The following is a 17,439-nucleotide window of genomic DNA, read 5'->3' on the forward strand; positions in this document are numbered from 1 at the left end:
GGGAGGGGACGGATGACGGACGAAGGGATGCCACGCGCCACGCGCGGCAGCTATCCGAAGGGCCAGCAGCGACGCCAACGGATCGTCGACGAAGCGGTGCTCGTCTTCGGGCGGTCGGGGGTGACGAGCGGCTCGCTGCGCGAGGTCGCCAAGCGGGTGGGGCTCACCCCCGCGGGGCTGCTGCACCACTTCGCCTCCAAGGAGGAGCTCTTCGCCGAGGTGCTGCGCCAGCGGGACGCGCACGTGCGCGCGGCCGCGGGAGACCCTCGCGAACACACGCTGGTCGAGCAGATGGGGAAGGTCGTCGCGTACAACGCCACGACGCGCGGCCTCACGTCGCTCTACACGGTGGTCGTGGCCGAGGCGAGCGACCCCGACCATCCCGCGCACGCCGACTTCGCCGCCCGCTACCGCGACGGTGCGGCGCGCGCCGCGGACCTGCTGCGCGCGGGCCAGGCCGCGGGCGAGGTGCGTGCCGACATCGACCCGCAGCGAGCCGCGCGGCTGCTCAGCGCCGTGATGGACGGGCTGCAGCAGCAGTGGCTCCTCGACCCGTCGGTCGACATGCCCGCGCACTTCGCCGAGTTCGTGCGCGGATACCTCGAGCCGCCGGCCTGACGCCTCGCGGCCGGGGTTGGCCGGGGTCCGGCCGCCTGCGGTCCCCGCTGCCGTCGAGCGCCCACGATCCGGCCGAGCGCGCCCGTTCCGGGCGACCGCGTCGTGAGCGGTGGGCCGGATCGTGGGCGCTCGACCGACCGGGCCGGTTGCCCTGCGGAAGGTTATGCGCTTAAACTAGCCGGGACACCGCGCCCGATGAGGGGCGCCCGTTCGAGGAGGAACACGATGAGAAAGACCCGATGGAGCGCCGTCGCCGTCGTCGCGGCGGCCGCGATCGCGCTGACCGGGTGCGGACGCACCTCCGATTCCGGCCCCGGGGCCGCTGAAGCCTCGACGATCGGCGACGCCAAGGCCGAGGGCACGCTCACGATGTGGGCGATGGGAGCCGAGGGCGAAGCGCTGCCCGAGTTCGTGAAGACGTTCGAGGAGGCCAACCCCGGCGTCACCGTCGACGTCACCCCCGTGCCGTGGGATGCCGCGTACAGCAAGTTCCAGACGGCGATCGCCGGCGGCAACACCCCCGACCTCGCCATGGTCGGCTCCACGTGGATGGCCGACTTCGGCGACGCGCTGCAGACCGTGCCCACCGACCTCTCCACCGACGGCATCTTCCCCGGGGCGATCGACTCGACGAAGATCGACGACCGTGCGACCGGCGTGCCGTGGTACGTCGACACCCGCGTGCTCTACTACCGCACCGACATCGCGGCGAAGGCCGGATGGAACCAGGCGCCCACCACGTGGGACGAGCTGAAGCAGATGGCCGCCGACATGAAGTCGAAGGGCGGCGCCGACTACGGCATCCGTCTCCCTTCGGGCAACGACTCCTTCCAGGGGAACCTGTGGATGCCGTGGTCCAACGGCGCCGAGCTGGAGAACGGGTCGAAATGGACCCTGGACACCCCGGAGACCGTCGAGGCGCTCGACTACTACCAGAGCTTCTACACCGACGGCATCGCCAACCCCGCCGCCGACCGCTCGGCCGGCGCCCAGGAGGCGGACTTCGTCTCCGGCAGCACGCCGATGTTCATCGACGGGCCGGCGTTCATCGGTCTGCTCAACGACCTCGGCGGCGAGGGCTTCGGCGACAAGATCTCGACAGCCGTCCTGCCCGCGAAGGAGTCGTCCACCTCGTTCAGCGGCGGCGCGAACCTCGCCGTGTTCGACAACTCGAAGAACGCCGCCAGCGCGTGGAAGCTCGTGCAGTGGCTCACCGAGCCCGAGACGCAGGCCGCCTGGTACGAGGCGACCGGTGACCTCCCGGCCGTTCAGGATGCCTGGAAGTCCGACGCCCTGGCCTCGTCGACGACCCTCGCCGCCTTCGGTACGCAGCTCGAAACGGCCCAGTCCGTGCCCGCCGTCACGACGTGGGTGCAGGTCGCCGCAGCCGGTGACGCGATGCTCGAGAAGATCCGTCTCGGCCAGCAGTCGCCGGCCGACGGCCTGAAGGAGCTCCAGGCCACCGCCGACCAGCTGGGTCTGGGCTGAGATCATGACGCAGGCAGTCGTGGGCGCGACCGGACGGGCTCCGGCCCCGGGTCGCGCCCGCGCCGGCGGGGCGTCGAGCCGCCGCCGGCGCCAGGCATGGGTCGCGTGGGGCTTCGCCCTGCCGTTCGTCGCGGTCTTCGCGATCTTCATGGTCGTGCCGATCGTGGGGTCCTTCGCGATGTCGTTCACCGACTTCACGGCGCGCGACATCCGTTCGCCGTTCGCGGTGAACTTCGTCGGGCTCGAGCAGTACCTCTCGGTGCTCGGCGACCCGGTGTTCCTCACCTCGCTGGGCGTGACCGCGACGTTCGTCGTCGTCGGCATCCCGGTCACGATGGCGATCGCCCTCGCCCTCGCCCTCGCCCTCAACGCGAGCACGGGACGCTTCATCTCGGTGCTGCGCGTGGGCTTCTACGCCCCGGTCGTGACGAGCATCGTCGCGGTCGCGGTCGTGTGGCGCTACATCCTGCAGCCCGAGGGCCTGCTCAACTCGGCGCTCGCGATCATCGGCATCCAGGGTCCGGACTGGCTCAACGACACCCGCACCGCCCTGCCGTCGCTCATCGCGATGGCGGTGTGGCGGAACGTCGGCACCCTCATGGTGATCTTCCTCGCCGGACTCCAGGCGATCCCCACCGACGTGAAGGAGGCCGCCCTCATGGACGGCGCCTCGTCGTGGCGGCGCCTGACCTCCATCACGCTCCCGCTGCTGCGCCCGACGCTGCTGCTGGGCGCCGTGCTCATCTCGGTCGGGTTCCTGCAGTTCTTCGAGGAAGCGTTCGTGATGACCCAGGGCGGCCCGCTCAACTCCACCCTCTCGGTGGCCTATTACACGTTCAAGCAGTTCGGATTCGGGCAGTACGGCACGGCCTCGGCCGCGAGCTACCTGCTGTTCCTGGCGATCGCGCTGCTCAGCCTCGTGCAGTTCCGCGTGCTGCGCTCGAAGGATTGAGGGATGCCATGACACTCACGTCCCCCGCGGCTCCGGCCGCCGTCGTCGAGACTGTCGAGCCGCCGCGCCGTCGTCGCCGCGCGGAGAACCGCATCACCCCCGGTCGCGCGCTGACCTACGGCGTCCTCGTCGTCGGCCTGATCGTATGGATCCTGCCCTTCGTCTGGATGCTGCTGGGCTCGGTCAAGACGCAGCGCGAGATCCTGCAGCGCCCGCCGACCTGGTGGCCGCAGGATTTCACGTGGGAGAACTTCGGCGCCTGGTTCGGACAGCTGAACTTCGGACAGTTCTTCGGCAACAGCATCGTCGTGGCGCTGTTCACCGTCGCCGGCAACCTCGTGTTCTGCTCGATGGTCGGCTACGCGCTGGCGAAGATGGACTTCCCCGGCAAGAAGGCGCTGTTCCTGGTCGTCATGGTGACGCTCATGGTCCCGGGCGTCGTCACCTTCGTCCCGCTGTTCGTGATGGTGTCGTCGCTCGGCCTCGTCGACAGCTACGCGGCGTTGATCCTGCCGTTCGTCACGACTCCGCTCGGCGTTTTCCTCATGCGGCAGTTCATGCTCGGCATCCCGGATCCGCTCCTGGAGGCCGCCCGCATCGACGGCGCCGGGGAACTGCGGATCTTCGCTCGCATCGTCATGCCGCTGTGCGGCCCGCCGCTGGCGACGCTCGGCATCCTGACCTTCCTCGCCTCGTGGAACAACTTCCTGTGGCCGCTCGTCGCGGCGCAGACCGAGGCGAAGTACACCCTGCCTGTCGCGCTGTCGCTCTACTCGACCGGGCAGAGCGCCACGAACTACGGCCTGCTGCTGGCGGGTTCGGTGCTCGTGATCGCGCCGATCATCCTGCTGTTCGTTTTCCTGCAGCGCTACTTCATCCAGGGCATCGCCTCCACCGGCCTGAAGTGATCCGAGCCCGGGCCGGGCGCCCCCGCCCCGCGCCCCGCCGCCGGCCCGGCCCGGCCCCGCTCACGAAGCTCGAGCCCTCGAAAGGACTCCCATGACCTCCCCCCGATTCCTCACCGCGCCCGACGGCACGCGCTTCCGCGACCTGAACGGCAACGGAGTGATGGACCCGTATGAGAACCCGACCCTCGGTGTCGACGAGCGCACGGAGGATCTCCTCGGGCGGCTCAGCCTCGAGGAGAAGTGCGGTCTGATGTTCCAGACGGTTATCGAGGTGGGGGAGGAGGGTGACCTCCTCGAAGTCGCGGGCAGGATCTCGAAGTCCCCGACCACGACGGTCGTGGTGCACAAGAACATGAATCACTTCAACGTGCACGCCATCCGCACCGCACGCCAGGCGGCGACCTGGAACAACCACCTCCAGGCCCTCGCGGAGCAGACGCCGCACGGCATCCCGGTGACGATCAGCACGGATCCGCGTCACGCGTTCGTCGAGAACACCGGTGTCGCGTTCTCGGCGGGTCCCTTCTCCCAGTGGCCCGAGGGGCTGGGGCTCGCGGCCCTCGACGACGTCGAGACCGTGCGCGAGTTCGCCGAGGTCGCGCGGCGCGAGTACGTCGCCGTCGGCATCCGCGCCGCGCTGCACCCGCAGATCGACCTCGCCACCGAGCCGCGGTGGGGGCGCCAGGCGCAGACCCTCGGTCAGGATGCCGCGCGCGTGACGGAGTTCACCGCGGCTTACCTGCAGGGCTTCCAGGGCGACGAACTCGGACCCGACAGCGTCGCGTGCACGACCAAGCACTTCCCGGGCGGCGGTCCGCAACTGGATGGCGAGGACGCGCACTTCCCCTACGGTCGCGAGCAGGTGTATCCCGGCGGCATGTTCGACTACCACCTCGAACCGTTCCGCGAGGCGATCCGCCGCGGCACCGCCGGAATGATGCCGTACTACGGCATGCCGGTCGGGCTCGAGGTCGACGGTCAGCCCATCGAAGAGGTCGGCTTCGGCTACAACAAGCAGATCGTCACGGGTCTGCTGCGCGAGACGCTCGGCTACGACGGCGTCGTGGTCACCGACTGGGAGCTCGTCAACGACAACCACGTGGGAGACCAGGTGCTGCCCGCGCGCGCGTGGGGCGTCGAGCACCTCTCGGCCGTCGAGCGCATGGAGAAGATCCTGGATGCCGGCGCCGACCAGTTCGGCGGAGAGGAGTGCGTCGAGATGCTCGTGGACCTCGTGCGCTCCGGCCGCGTCCCGGATGAGCGTATCGACGCGTCCGTCCGGCGCCTTCTGCGGGTCAAGTTCCAGCTCGGACTGTTCGACGACCCCTACGTGGACGTGGACGCCGCCGACCGCATCGTCGGAAACGCGGAGTTCCGTGAGCTGGGCGAGCGGGCGCAGGCGCGCTCGCTCACGGTACTGGTGAACGAGGGCGACGTGCTGCCGCTTCGTCCGGCCGGCGCCGTGTACGTCGAGGGCTTCCGCGCCGACGACGTCGCGGAGCTCGGTCGAGTGGTGTCCGACCCCGCCGAGGCCGATCTCGCGCTCGTCCGCATCGGGGCGCCGTTCGACCCGCGCGACGACCTCTTCCTCGAGGCGTGGTTCCACCAGGGCTCCCTCGAGTTCGCGCCGGGCCTCGTGTACCGATTGCAGCAGATCGCGGCATCCTGCCCGCTCGTGCTCGTGGTGAACCTCGATCGCCCGGCGATCCTGACCCCGTTCGTCGACCACGCCGCCGCGATCGTCGCCGACTACGGCAGCTCCGCGCGCGCCGTGCTCGACGCGCTCACCGGTCGAATTGCTCCCCGGGGGCGGCTGCCGATCGAGATCCCCCGATCGATGGATGCCGTCCGCGCGTCCCGCGAGGATGTACCGTCGGACACCGGCGACCCCGTCTTCCCGGTCCACTTCGGCCTGGACCTGGCGGGTGCGGGGAACGAGCCGGAGCCGATGAGGGGGTACGCGCACCGATGAGCGAAGCGGACGCGACACGCCGACCCACCGTGTACGACGTGGCGCAGGAGGCGAACGTCTCCATCGCGTCGGTGTCGTTCGCGTTCCGCCGTCCCGACAAGCTCAGTGACGCGACCCGCGAACGCGTCCTCGCGGCCGCGCGGAGGCTGGGGTACGCCCCGAGCGCCGCAGCTCGCGGCCTCGCCCACGGGCGCACCGGCACGCTCGGCCTGCACGCGTTCGACCTGCTGCTCGAGCGGGCGGACCCCCTCGCGCAAGCGCAGCCGCTCACGGGTCTGGCGACTCCGCGCCTGGATGCCGACGGTGTCATCCCGTGGAACCAGACGGACGACGACGTGCTCTCCGACCCGCGCGCGTTCCCGCTGTACGTCGACGAAGTGCAGCGCGGATTCGAACTGGAGTGCTGGGCGCTCGGGCGCCCCGTGATGCTCAGCAGCGGGGCCGGCACCGACGTCTCGGTCGCCGATACCGCGGGCCGCGTCGACGGGCTGGCGATCTTCCCCTCGCCGCAGACGGCTCCCGCCCTGGCCCGCTACGCCCCGACGATCCCGATCGTGCTCTTCAGCGCCGCGCCGGACGGCGATCAGCACCACCGCGTCCGCGTCGACAACGCCGCGGGCATGCGCGCGCTAGCAGAACACCTGGTGGGGGAGCATGGCATCCGGGACCTCGCCTTCGTCGGGCGACCCGAAGCGTCCGACACGGTCGAGCGCCTGAGCGGCCTGCGCGCCGCCGCGGACGACCTCGGCATGGCGCTGCGGCCCGAGGTCGTGGATGCGACGGTGCGAGGGGAGGACGAGCTCGTCGCGCAGCTGCGCGCCCTCATCGCGGAGGGACGGATGCCACGGGCCCTCGTGTGCGCGACCGACCAGCACGCGTTCGCGGTGGTGGACGCGCTCGCCGCGGAGGGACTGCGGGTGCCGCATGACGTCGTGGTCACGGGTTTCGACGGCACGCTCGCGGCGCGGTTGAGCTCGCCGCCGCTCACCACCGTCCGGCAGCCCATGGAGGCGATGGGCCGCGCGGCCGCGCGCATCCTCGCCGGTGTCGCCGGTCCCGCCGACCGTCCGTTCGACGTGGTGTTCGAGCCGCGGCTGGTGGTGCGCCGCAGCTGCGGCTGCTGATCGCGGATGCCAGGACTCAGGCCGGCTGCACCCTGAGCGCCGCCCACAGCTCGGCGCGCGTGGCGAACGACGACAGATCGCGATCCAGCAACCGCTCGGCCAGGGCCAGGCGCGTGCGCACGGTGTGGCGGTGGACGCCGAGCGCCTGCGCGGTGAGCTCGTGCGAGCAGTCGTGGTCGAGCCACGCGCGGAGCGTCTCGACGAGACGCGACCCCTCGTTCGCGTCGTGGGAGGTGAGGGGTGCGAGCTCGGCGGCCGCGAGCGTCGGGGCGTCGGGTCCGAGCGCCGACAGGACTCCGGATGCCGCGACCTCGCCGAAGGTCGTCACGGCATCGCGCCCGCGATCCCGGGCGACGCGCGCCTGCTCCACCGCGGCGGCGAAGCGGTCGTACCCGGTGGGTTCGGACACCCCGATCCGTGCGCCGAAGCGCTCCGCCGCCTCCTGGATCGCCTGCCGTTCGTCGGCCGGGACCACGATCACGACGCCGTCGTCCGCGCGGCCGAAGAACACCGCGCCGCGGCGCTCCTCCGCCCGCAGCTCGAGGAGTTCCGCGAGACCGCCGCTGCGCGTGGCCGCGGCGTCGGTGAGGGCGACCACGATCGGCGCGGTCGGCAGCGGACCCCACGCGTCGCGCGCGATGCGTCGCGCGAGCGTCGGGTCGTCGGTGAGGAGCGACTGCACGAGCCCCGCCCGCAACGCGCCGCGGGCCCGACCGAGTCCCTGGTGCTGCTCGAACGCGAGGCCGGCCATCGCGATGACGGCGGTGACGACGCCGCGACCCTCCTGGTCGAGCTCGCCGGCCGCGATCGCGATGACGCCGCGCAGGTGTCCGCCGCGGCCCAGGGTCTGCAGTGTGAACGGACGGTCCGCGATCCGCAGCGCCGAGGCCGCCCGCGCGCCCCGGCGGAGGACCGTGGTCACTTCGGTGCCGAGCGACGCCGAGGTCGCGGCATCCAGGTCGCCGCTCGGGTGCTCGCGGGTGAGTTCACCGGCCGCGTCGTAAAGTCCGACCCACGTGCCCAGCTGTCGCGCGAGTTCCGCGAGCGTCGCGCCGAGCCCGTCGGGGCGCAGCGCCGCGAGGGCGATCGCGCGCTGCGCCGACAGCGCCCACGTGCGGCGGGCGTACGCCTCGGCCGCGATCGCCTCGGCGTTGGCGCGGGCGACCGCGATGAACGGGGTGCGGTACGGCACCTCGAACAGCGGGAGACCGGCGTCACGGCAGGCTGTGGCGAGCTCGGGAGGGATGCCGTCGCGCACCACCTCCGTGCCGAAGCCGAGGCCCGCGACGCCCCGCGCCGTGAGTCGCTGGACGTAGTCGACGGCGGACGTCGCGCCCGGCCCCTGGAACTGCGTGCCCGTGGTCAGGAGCACCTGCCCCTCCGAGAGGAACGGCGTGGGGTCGGCGAGGTCGCTGCTGTGCACCCACCGCACCGGCCGCGCGAGGTCGTCGGGGGTGCCGTTCTCGAGGCGCAGGTGCAGGTCGGAGCGACGCAGCAGCGCGCCGAGGGTGGGGGTGTCGGTGGCATCCATGGGGCTCCCGCGGAATCCGCTGTACGGTTCGTACAGCTGGGTAGGGGAAATGTACAGCACGGAGGGTATCGGGTCGCGGCCGCCTTCCCTACGCTCGCGGACATGACCGCACCGCACACCGTCACCGCGCCCCCCGTCGGCGGACCCTCGCTCCCGCAGGAGCGCCGCCTGGTCACCAGCATCCCCGGCCCTCGCTCGCAGGAGCTGCTCGACCGCAAGGCCGCCGCGGTCTCGGCCGGTGTCGGCCACACGGTCCCCATCCACGCCGTCGCGGCGGGCGGGGGAGTGGTCGTGGATGCCGACGGCAACTCGCTCATCGACCTCGGTTCCGGCATCGCCGTGACCACGGTCGGCAACTCTCACCCGGCCGTCGTCGCCGCTGTGCAGGAGCAGGTCGCCGCCTTCACCCACACGTGCTTCATGGTGTCGCCCTACGACTCGTACGTCTCGGTGGCGGAGGCCCTCAACCGCCTCACCCCCGGCGACCACGCCAAGAAGAGCGCACTGTTCAACTCCGGCGCCGAAGCGGTCGAGAACGCGATCAAGATCGCGCGCAAGCACACCGGCCGTCACGCCGTCGTCGCGTTCGATCACGCCTACCACGGCCGCACCAACCTCACGATGGCGCTGACGGCGAAGCACATGCCGTACAAGAGCGGTTTCGGTCCGTTCGCCGCCGAGGTGTACCGCGCGCCGCTGTCCTACCCGTACCGCGACGGCCTGTCCGGCCCCGAAGCGGCGGCCAAGGCCATCTCCGTCATGGAGAAGCAGGTCGGTGCCGAGAACCTCGCCGCCGTCATCATCGAACCCATCCAGGGCGAGGGCGGCTTCATCGTCCCCGCCGACGGCTTCCTCCCGGCGCTGGTCGAGTGGTGCCACGCGAACGGCGTCGTGTTCATCGCCGACGAGGTGCAGTCCGGCTTCGCCCGCACCGGAGCGATGTTCGCGTCCGAGATCTTCGGCATCGTCCCCGACCTCGTCACCACCGCGAAGGGCATCGCCGGCGGTCTTCCGCTCGCGGCCGTGACCGGTCGCGCCGAGATGATGGATGCCACCCACACCGGCGGCCTCGGCGGAACCTACGGCGGCAACCCGATCGCGTGCGCCGCGGCTCTGGCATCCATCGACGCGTTCGAGAACGACGGACTGATCGAGCGGGCGCGGGAGATCGGCGAGATCCTCCTGTCTCGCCTCACCGCGCTGCAGCAGAACGACCCGCGCATCGGCGACGTCCGCGGTCACGGCGCGATGATCGCCGCCGAGTTCGTCGACCCGGCGACGGGGGCTCCGGATGCCGCTCTCACTTCGGCCGTGGCCAAGGCCGCCATCGCCGAGGGCGTGATCGTGCTCACGTGCGGGACCTACGGGAACGTCATCCGGTTCCTCCCGCCGCTGTCGATCGGCGACGACCTGCTCCACGAGGGCCTGGACGTCGTCGCGGGCGCGCTCGCGCGTCACTGAGCAGCACGACTCGAGGGGGCGGCAGGCGACCCGAACGCTCCGCCCCCTCGTCCGCACCATCCGGGTCACCGACACCGGTCACCGAGACAGAAGGAAAGCTTCCATGAGCGAGATCACGCGTGACGTCGTCGTCATCGGGGCCGGAGCCGCGGGACTGACCGCCGCGAACGACCTGCGCAAGGCCGGACTGTCGGTCGTCGTGCTCGAGGCGCGCGACCGCGTCGGCGGGCGGCTGTGGACCGACGTGATCGACGGCGCCATGCTCGAACTCGGCGGCCAGTGGGTGTCGCCGGATCAGCAGGCGCTCATCGACACCGTCGCCGACCTGGGCCTGTCGACCTACAGCCGGTACCGCGAGGGCGACAGCGTCTACGTCGGACCCGACGGCGTCGCCAAGCGCTTCACGGGGGAGATGTTCCCGGTCGCACCCGAGACCGAGCGCGTCATCGACGAGATCACCGCGCGCCTGGATGCCATGGTGGCCGAGATCGACCCGGACAAGCCGTGGGAGCACCCGAACGCCGCCGAGTGGGACAAGATCTCGTGGGACGCGTGGCTCCGCCAGCAGACCGACGATGATGAGGCCGTCCGCAACCTCGCCTTCGCCACCGGCTCGGCGATGCTCACGAAGCCCACGCACACGTTCTCGCTCCTGCAGTCGCTGTTGATGGCGGCATCCGCGGGATCGTATTCGCACCTCGTCGACGCCGACTTCATCCTCGACAAGCGCGTCGTCGGCGGTCTGCAGCAGGTGCCCGAGCTGCTCGCCGAGCGGCTCGGCGACGACGTCCTGCTGAACCAGCCGGTGCGCCGCATCATCTGGGGCCCCGACGCCGTGGCGGCGGACCGGCCCGCGGATTCCGCGACGGGGAGCCGGGTCGACGACCTGCGCGCGCTCACGGCACGGGTCGAGGCCGCGAAGTCCTCCGCCTCGGGCGTCACCGTGATCACCGACGACGTGACGGTCCGCGCCCGCTACGCCATCCTCGCGCTCGCCCCGGTGCTGTACCCCCGGATCTCGTTCGAGCCGCCGCTGCCGCGCAAGCAGCACCAGATGCACCAGCACATCTCGATGGGGTTCGTCATCAAGGTCCACGCGGTCTACGACCGCCCGTTCTGGCGCGAGCAGGGGCTCTCCGGCACCGCGTTCAGCCCCTACGAGCTGTCGCACGAGGCCTACGACAACACCAACCACGGCGACGAGCGCGGGACGCTGGTCGGATTCGTGTCCGACCAGAATGCCGACGACCTCTTCCGGCTGAGCGCCGAGGAGCGCAAGGAGCGCATCCTCGAGTCGCTGTCGCACTACTACGGGCCCGAGGCGAAGAACCCGATCGTCTACTACGAGAGCGACTGGGGCACCGAGGAGTGGACGCGCGGCGCCTACGCCGCGAGCTTCGACCTCGGCGGCCTCCAGCGCTACGGCGCCGACCTGCGCGAGCCCGTCGGTCCGATCCACCTCGCGTGCAGCGACATGGCCGGTGCCGGATACCAGCACGTCGACGGCGCGATCCGTCAGGGCCACCGCGCGGCCGACGAGATCCTCGAACGCGCACGCGGATGAGCGCTGCGACGGCCGCGTCCCTTCTCGGGCGCGGCCGTCGCGTCATACCCTTCGACCACGACACCACCACGGGAGCCCCACATGAGTGACTACGCCGTCGTCAACCCCGCCACGGGGGAGACCCTCGCCGAGTACGACACCCTGTCCGACGCGGGCGTCGAGGCCGCCCTCGCCGCCGCGCACGACGGCTTCCGCGTCTGGTCGCGGACCGCACCGGCGCAGCGCGCCGAGGCCCTGCGCCGCGTGGCCCAGCTGCACCGCGAGCGCCGCGACGACCTCGCCGCGATCATCGTGCGGGAGATGGGCAAGCCGCTCGAGGCGGCGCTCGGCGAAGTCGACTTCGCGGCCGACATCACGGAGTACTACGCCGACAACATCGACAAGATCACGGGCGATACCCCGATCGACATTCTCGGCGAGGGCACCGCGGTCATCCGACGCTCGGCCCTCGGCCCGCTGCTGGGCATCATGCCGTGGAACTTCCCGTACTACCAGGTCGCCCGTTTCGCCGCCCCGAACCTCGCGGTGGGCAACAGCATCCTCCTCAAGCACGCGCCGCAGTGCCCCGAGTCCGCGGAGGCCCTGCAGCTCATCTACCGCGACGCCGGGCTCCCCGAGGGGGCGTACGTCAACATCCGCGTCACCAACGACCAGGCTGCCGCGATCATCGCCGACCCGCGCGTGCAGGGCGTCTCGGTGACCGGCTCGGAGCGCGCCGGTGCCGCCGTCGCCGAGGTCGCCGGCCGCAACCTGAAGAAGGTCGCGCTGGAGCTCGGCGGATCCGACCCGTTCATCCTCCTGTCCACGGACGACCTCGACGCGGCCGTGCAGGCCGCGGTCGACGCACGCCTGGACAACAACGGCCAGTCCTGCAACGGTGCCAAGCGCTTCCTGGTGGTCGACGACCTCTACGACGCGTTCCTGGCGAAGTTCAGCGCGGCGCTCGGCGAGGCGAAGGTCGGCGACCCGTTCGCCGAGGACACCGTGCTCGGGCCGCTCTCGTCCCTCGCGGCGGCCGAGCGCCTCGATCAGCAGGTGCAGCGCGCGGTCGCGCAGGGCGCCACGCTCGAGGTCGGCGGGACGCGTGACGGCGCCTTCTACCCCGGCACGGTCCTCACGGGCGTGACGAGCGACATGGATGCCTATGGCGAGGAGTTCTTCGGCCCCGTCGCCACGGTCTACCGCGTGTCGGGGGAGGACGAGGCCGTGGCGATCGCGAACGACACCGGCTTCGGTCTCGGCTCGTACGTCTTCACGACGGATGCCGCTCAGGCCGAGCGCATCGCGGAGCGGATCGAGGCCGGGATGGTCTACGTGAACCTCGTGCTCGCCGACTCGCCGGAGCTGCCGTTCGGCGGCGTGAAGCGCAGCGGCACGGCGCGTGAGATGGGGCTCCTCGCGGCCGATGAGTTCGTGAACAAGAAGCTGATCCGCACGGCCTGAGTCCTGCCCGTCCCCCGGCGCGGTTCGCCACGTCGGGGGACATGGCATAGACTGGGGAGTGCAGTCGAAATCTGCATTCTTTCGCCGTGCCCCGCGCACAGGCGGCATCCCTCCCCGAGAGATTCCTGGCGAAAGTGTGTCGGTTTCGCATCCCGGGCCCTCCGCGGGCCTTAGGGCGGTAGCTCAATTGGCAGAGCAGCGGTCTCCAAAACCGCAGGTTGCAGGTTCGATTCCTGTCCGCCCTGCGCACAGCGCACGCTGGCAACGAGAAACGACCTAGGTGGTTCGATGACGCAGGACGAGGCGAGGGGCGAGATCGTCGCAGAACGCGGCGCGCCCCGCGAGAAGAAGCTCAACTTCTTCGCGCGGATCGCTCTTTTCATCCGTCAGGTCATCGCGGAACTGCGCAAGGTCGTCACGCCCACGCGGCAGGAACTGGTCAAGTTCACGGCCGTGGTCCTCGGGTTCGTCGTCGTGATGATGGCTCTCGTGTACGGCCTCGACGTGCTGTTCGTGTGGCTGACTACCGCCGTGTTCGGCATCCCCGGCGCCGCCGGCGCCTGACCGGCGCTTCGGCGGACGCGCGGCCCCACGAGCGGCCGCCCCAGAACGGAAGAGATCACCAGTGTCTGAAAGATATGTCGACGACGCCGATTGGGCGCCCACGGCCGAGCAGTCCAGCGAGGACGACGAGGCGCAGGAGGGCGACGTCCTGGCATCCCAGGAGCGCGCCTCCGACGCGGCCGAGCACAGCGCCATCCACATCGTCGACGACGAGGACGATGACGACGACGAGCTCGACGACATCGACATCACCGACCCGGAGGCCGACGCCATCGTGAACGACGCACTCGAGATCGACGAGGCCAGCGAGGCCGAGGCCGCCGCCGAGGTGCTCAACGACTCCCTCGCCGAGGAAGCCGCCGAAGAGGCCGCCGAACTCGCCGACGAGGTCACCCCCTACGACGGTCCCGACATCAACGGCGAGCCCGACGCGCCCGTTCTCGACGAGGACTTCGTCGAGGAGGTCTCCGCCGCCGCCGGTGTGGTCGACGAGGTCGAGGCATCCGTCTCTCCCGCCGACGCGGCGGAGGACGAGGACGCCGTCGACGACGAAGACCTCGACCCGTACGAGGCCTTCCGCGCCGAGCTCCGGTCGCTCCCCGGCAAGTGGTACGTCATCCACTCCTACGCCGGCTTCGAGCGCAAGGTGAAGGCCAACATCGAGCAGCGCAAGTCCACGCTCGAGGTCGAGGACGACATCTACCAGGTCGAGGTCCCGATGGAGGACGTCGTCGAGATCAAGAACGGCCAGCGCAAGATGGTCACGCGCGTGCGCATCCCGGGCTACGTGCTCGTGCGCATGGACCTCAACGAAGACACCTGGTCGGTCGTGCGTCACACGCCCGGCGTCACCGGCTTCGTGGGCAACGCCCACAACCCCACGCCGCTGCGCTTCGACGAGGCGTTCAACATGCTGAAGAGCCTGGTCGAGGTCAAGGAGTCCGCTCCGGCCAAGGGCGGCGCCGCGAAGGGTGCTCCCGTCGCGCAGCGCGTCATCCCCGCCGAGGTCGACTTCGAGACCGGCGAGACCATCACGATCAAGGAGGGCTCGTTCGCGGGCCTGCCCGGCACGATCAGCGAGATCAAGCCCGAGAGCGGCAAGCTCACGGTGCTCGTGTCGCTCTTCGAGCGCGAGACCCCGGTCGAGCTGTCGTTCGACCAGGTCACCAAGATGCTCTGACGCGCTCCGCGTCGTCCCGAACGCCCCGCCCGGCTCCCGCCGGCGGGGCGTTCGCCGTTGGTGCGGTGGGCCCGGGGGCCCGCGCCAGCCGTGCCACCCGATGCATAAACGCTCCGACTCGACGGAAACGCCCCGTCCGAGCGTTTCTGCCGAGCCCGAGCGTTTACGGTGCGCCGCTTCCCGGGATCAGAGCGAACGACGGTTGACGCCGACGCTCCGCAGCGCGGCGGTGTTGGGGCGAGTCACCGTGGGAAGGCCGGCCCGACTGAGCCCTTCGCGTAGGCCGTCGACGCGGAGTGCGCCCGAGTAGTCCCATCGCGCGACACGCCATCCGGCGCGGCGCAGCGCGTCCTCGCGTCGCTTCTCGTTGCGAACGGCCTCCGCGGCGAGGCGCGCGTCGGCGGGGTCGTACTTCGACCACCCGTCCGCCTCGCCGATGACATTGTGTTCCGGCCAGCAGAAGTCCGATCGGTACAGACGCCCTGCCACGCGATGCTCCCTCTGGAGGTCCGGCTGTGGAAATCCGCACCACTCGGCGACAGCCCTGCTGACTGATTCGACCACCGACTCGGCTCGGGCATCAATGCGTTCGATGACCCACTCCAGCCGATTCCGCCCATTCGGATTCCGTTGCAGCGAGGCACGTTCGACGAGGCGCGGAGATTCGAGGCGCCCCGCGCGGACTGCGGCGTCGCCGACGGCGAGACCGAAGGCCGGTGGGAGTACCCGTGCGAGATCCAGCACGACGTCATCGACCGTGCACATGTGGATGCCGTCGAGTTCGAGCGTCGCCCGAGAGTCGGCGCTCGTGTGCGCCACGACGTCGCCGTAGACGAGGGACCGCTCTCGTCGCGCGTCGAAGATGTGGATGTGCCGAGGGTGCCCGAAGATCGGGAGACCCAGGAGAGCCGCCGCTGATTCGTGTGAGAAGACGGCATCCGGACGTGTCAGGGCGAACGCGTGGACGCGGAGCAGGTACCGGTCCCACTCCGGCAGTGCCTCCCAGTCGTGCCTCGGTGTGTACACGGCGCGTCGGACGCGGTGGAGGGCCGAGTCGTCGGCAGGGTGCGCGCCCATGTGGGTGGCATCCGCCGCGTGGATGAGGGGTGCGGGTGCCCGACGAAGCGCAGAGATCTCGGTGACCATGGATTGAGGCTCGCAGGTGCGCGCACCTCGCGTGCGCGAGCTGTCTCCGGGTGGGGATAAGTCGCCCGGCCCCCGCCGCGTAAACGCTTCGGCTCGGCGCAAACGCCCGGACGGAGCGTTTCCGCGGAGCCAGGGCGTTTATGCGCGGGTGCGGGCGCGGGCGCAGCAGGGGCGCCGGCGGCGGCGCCGGGGCGGCGGGGCGGGCGGGGGAGCGGGGATGCCGGGACATCGCGTATAATGGGGAGGTTGCTCGTGCGTCTGCGCGAGCGCGACCGCTGTCCGGAACGGCCGGACGTGCGGGAGAGAGGGGCCGCGAGGCTCCGCTCGAGAGAGGAAAAGGATATGGCACCCAAGAAGAAGGTGACCGGCCTGATCAAGCTCCAGATCAAGGCGGGTGCGGCCAACCCCGCGCCCCCGATCGGTCCGGCGCTCGGTCAGCACGGCGTCAACATCATGGAGTTCTGCAAGGCCTACAACGCGGCGACCGAAGCCCAGCGCGGCAACGTCATCCCCGTCGAGATCACGGTCTACGAGGACCGCAGCTTCACGTTCATCCTGAAGACGCCCCCGGCCGCAGAGCTCATCAAGAAGGCCGCCGGCCTGGCCAAGGGTTCGCCGACGCCGCACACCACCAAGGTGGGCAAGCTCACCAAGGAGCAGGTGCGCGAGATCGCTACGACCAAGCAGCCCGACCTGAACGCGAACGACATCGAGGCTGCGGCCAAGATCATCGCCGGCACCGCCCGTTCCATGGGCATCACGGTCGAGGACTGAGGGAGATAATCATGGCTACCAAGTCCAAGGCTTACCGGGCCGCCGCCGAGAAGGTCGCGCCCGACACGTTCTACACCCCGACCGAGGCCGTCGCCCTCGCGAAGGAGACCGGCTCGAAGAAGTTCGACTCGACCGTCGAGGTCGCGCTGAAGCTCTCGGTCGACCCCCGCAAGGCCGACCAGATGGTCCGCGGCACGGTCATCCTGCCCCACGGCACGGGTAAGACCGCTCGCGTCATCGTCTTCGCCAACGGCCCCGCGGCCGAGGCGGCCCTGGCTGCCGGTGCCGACGAGGTCGGCGGCGCCGAGCTCATCGAGAAGGTCGCCGGCGGCTACACGTCGTTCGACGCGGCCGTCGCCACGCCCGAGCTCATGGGCCAGGTCGGTCGCCTCGGTAAGGTCCTCGGTCCCCGCGGCCTCATGCCGAACCCGAAGACCGGCACCGTGACCCCCAACCCGGCCAAGGCCGTCGAGGAGATCAAGGGCGGAAAGATCGAGTTCCGCGTCGACAAGCACGCCAACGTGCACTTCGTCGTCGGCAAGGCCTCGTTCTCGGCCGAGCAGCTCGACGAGAACCTCAAGGCCGCGCTCGAGGAGATCATCCGCCTCAAGCCGTCCAGCTCGAAGGGCCGCTACATCCAGAAGGGCGCCGTTTCGACCACGTTCGGTCCCGGCATCCCGCTGGACGTCAACGCCTTCGTGTGACGCACCCCGT

The 17,439-nt window shown here is 70.6% G+C and carries 15 protein-coding genes and 1 tRNA gene; 14 read left to right on the plus strand and 2 right to left on the minus strand.

All coding sequences use genetic code 11. The features are described 5' to 3' along the window. The first annotated feature begins 12 nt into the window (after nt 1–12). The 6 genes from RKD05_RS10450 (at nt 13) to RKD05_RS10475 (ending at nt 7,062) form a co-directional block, all read left to right on the plus strand. Entirely contained in the window at nt 13–618 is a 606-nt protein-coding gene (locus tag RKD05_RS10450; protein ID WP_424709880.1) for a TetR/AcrR family transcriptional regulator, read from the plus strand. A 225-nt stretch (nt 619–843) separates the two neighbouring features. Continuing rightward, nucleotides 844–2,106 (plus strand): sugar ABC transporter substrate-binding protein, encoded by a 1,263-nt coding sequence (locus RKD05_RS10455; protein WP_424709881.1) that lies wholly within the window; start codon nt 844–846, stop codon nt 2,104–2,106. 4 nt (nt 2,107–2,110) lie between these two features. Continuing rightward, nucleotides 2,111–3,058: a carbohydrate ABC transporter permease gene (locus RKD05_RS10460; protein WP_424709882.1), complete on the plus strand. Its 948-nt coding sequence runs from the start codon at nt 2,111–2,113 to the stop codon at nt 3,056–3,058. Nucleotides 3,059–3,066: 8 nt separating this feature from the next. Continuing rightward, the gene (locus RKD05_RS10465) at nt 3,067–3,966 is read left to right on the plus strand and encodes a carbohydrate ABC transporter permease (RefSeq protein ID WP_424709883.1); all 900 of its coding nucleotides are present in this window, start codon (nt 3,067–3,069) and stop codon (nt 3,964–3,966) included. 91 nt (nt 3,967–4,057) lie between these two features. Beyond that, nucleotides 4,058–5,938, plus strand: coding sequence for a glycoside hydrolase family 3 protein (locus RKD05_RS10470; RefSeq protein WP_424709885.1), 1,881 nt, complete (start codon nt 4,058–4,060; stop codon nt 5,936–5,938). Beyond that, nucleotides 5,935–7,062 (plus strand): LacI family DNA-binding transcriptional regulator, encoded by a 1,128-nt coding sequence (locus RKD05_RS10475; protein WP_424709886.1) that lies wholly within the window; start codon nt 5,935–5,937, stop codon nt 7,060–7,062. The genes RKD05_RS10470 and RKD05_RS10475 overlap by 4 nt, the downstream gene beginning before the upstream one ends. A 16-nt stretch (nt 7,063–7,078) precedes the next feature. On the opposite strand, the gene RKD05_RS10480 is transcribed toward RKD05_RS10475, so the two are convergent. Next, complete coding sequence (locus RKD05_RS10480; protein WP_424709888.1) at nt 7,079–8,653, minus strand: PucR family transcriptional regulator; 1,575 nt, start codon at nt 8,651–8,653, stop codon at nt 7,079–7,081. Nucleotides 8,654–8,695: 42 nt separating this feature from the next. On the opposite strand from RKD05_RS10480, the gene gabT reads away from it, so the two are divergent. The 6 genes from gabT to nusG all read left to right on the plus strand — a co-directional run bounded on the left by gabT (nt 8,696) and on the right by nusG (nt 14,805). Continuing rightward, nucleotides 8,696–10,054, plus strand: a complete 1,359-nt coding sequence (gabT, locus tag RKD05_RS10485) for a 4-aminobutyrate--2-oxoglutarate transaminase (RefSeq protein WP_424709890.1) — start codon at nt 8,696–8,698, stop codon at nt 10,052–10,054. 103 nt (nt 10,055–10,157) lie between these two features. Beyond that, entirely contained in the window at nt 10,158–11,618 is a 1,461-nt protein-coding gene (locus RKD05_RS10490) for a flavin monoamine oxidase family protein (protein ID WP_424709892.1), read from the plus strand. Nucleotides 11,619–11,699: 81 nt separating this feature from the next. Then, entirely contained in the window at nt 11,700–13,061 is a 1,362-nt protein-coding gene (locus RKD05_RS10495) for an NAD-dependent succinate-semialdehyde dehydrogenase (RefSeq protein WP_424709894.1), read from the plus strand. 172 nt (nt 13,062–13,233) lie between these two features. Beyond that, a tRNA-Trp gene (locus RKD05_RS10500) sits at nt 13,234–13,306 on the plus strand. Nucleotides 13,307–13,349: 43 nt separating this feature from the next. Further along, complete coding sequence (secE, locus tag RKD05_RS10505) at nt 13,350–13,625, plus strand: preprotein translocase subunit SecE (RefSeq protein WP_022880015.1); 276 nt, start codon at nt 13,350–13,352, stop codon at nt 13,623–13,625. A gap of 61 nt (nt 13,626–13,686) precedes the next feature. After that, on the plus strand, nt 13,687–14,805 hold the full coding sequence (nusG, locus tag RKD05_RS10510) for a transcription termination/antitermination protein NusG (protein WP_424709895.1): 1,119 nt from the start codon (nt 13,687–13,689) through the stop codon (nt 14,803–14,805). A 186-nt stretch (nt 14,806–14,991) separates the two neighbouring features. On the opposite strand, the gene RKD05_RS10515 is transcribed toward nusG, so the two are convergent. Further along, entirely contained in the window at nt 14,992–15,951 is a 960-nt protein-coding gene (locus RKD05_RS10515; RefSeq protein WP_424709897.1) for a hypothetical protein, read from the minus strand. 342 nt (nt 15,952–16,293) lie between these two features. Here RKD05_RS10515 and rplK point away from each other — a divergent pair, with 342 nt between their 5' ends. Both rplK and rplA read left to right on the plus strand, forming a co-directional pair. Continuing rightward, the gene (gene rplK / locus RKD05_RS10520) at nt 16,294–16,725 is read left to right on the plus strand and encodes a 50S ribosomal protein L11 (protein WP_022880012.1); all 432 of its coding nucleotides are present in this window, start codon (nt 16,294–16,296) and stop codon (nt 16,723–16,725) included. 11 nt (nt 16,726–16,736) lie between these two features. Further along, on the plus strand, nt 16,737–17,429 hold the full coding sequence (gene rplA, locus RKD05_RS10525; RefSeq protein ID WP_022880011.1) for a 50S ribosomal protein L1: 693 nt from the start codon (nt 16,737–16,739) through the stop codon (nt 17,427–17,429). Nucleotides 17,430–17,439: the final 10 nt, after the last annotated feature.

The organism is Microbacterium sp. SLBN-111 (assembly GCF_049739645.1).
GTDB lineage: Bacteria > Actinomycetota > Actinomycetes > Actinomycetales > Microbacteriaceae > Microbacterium.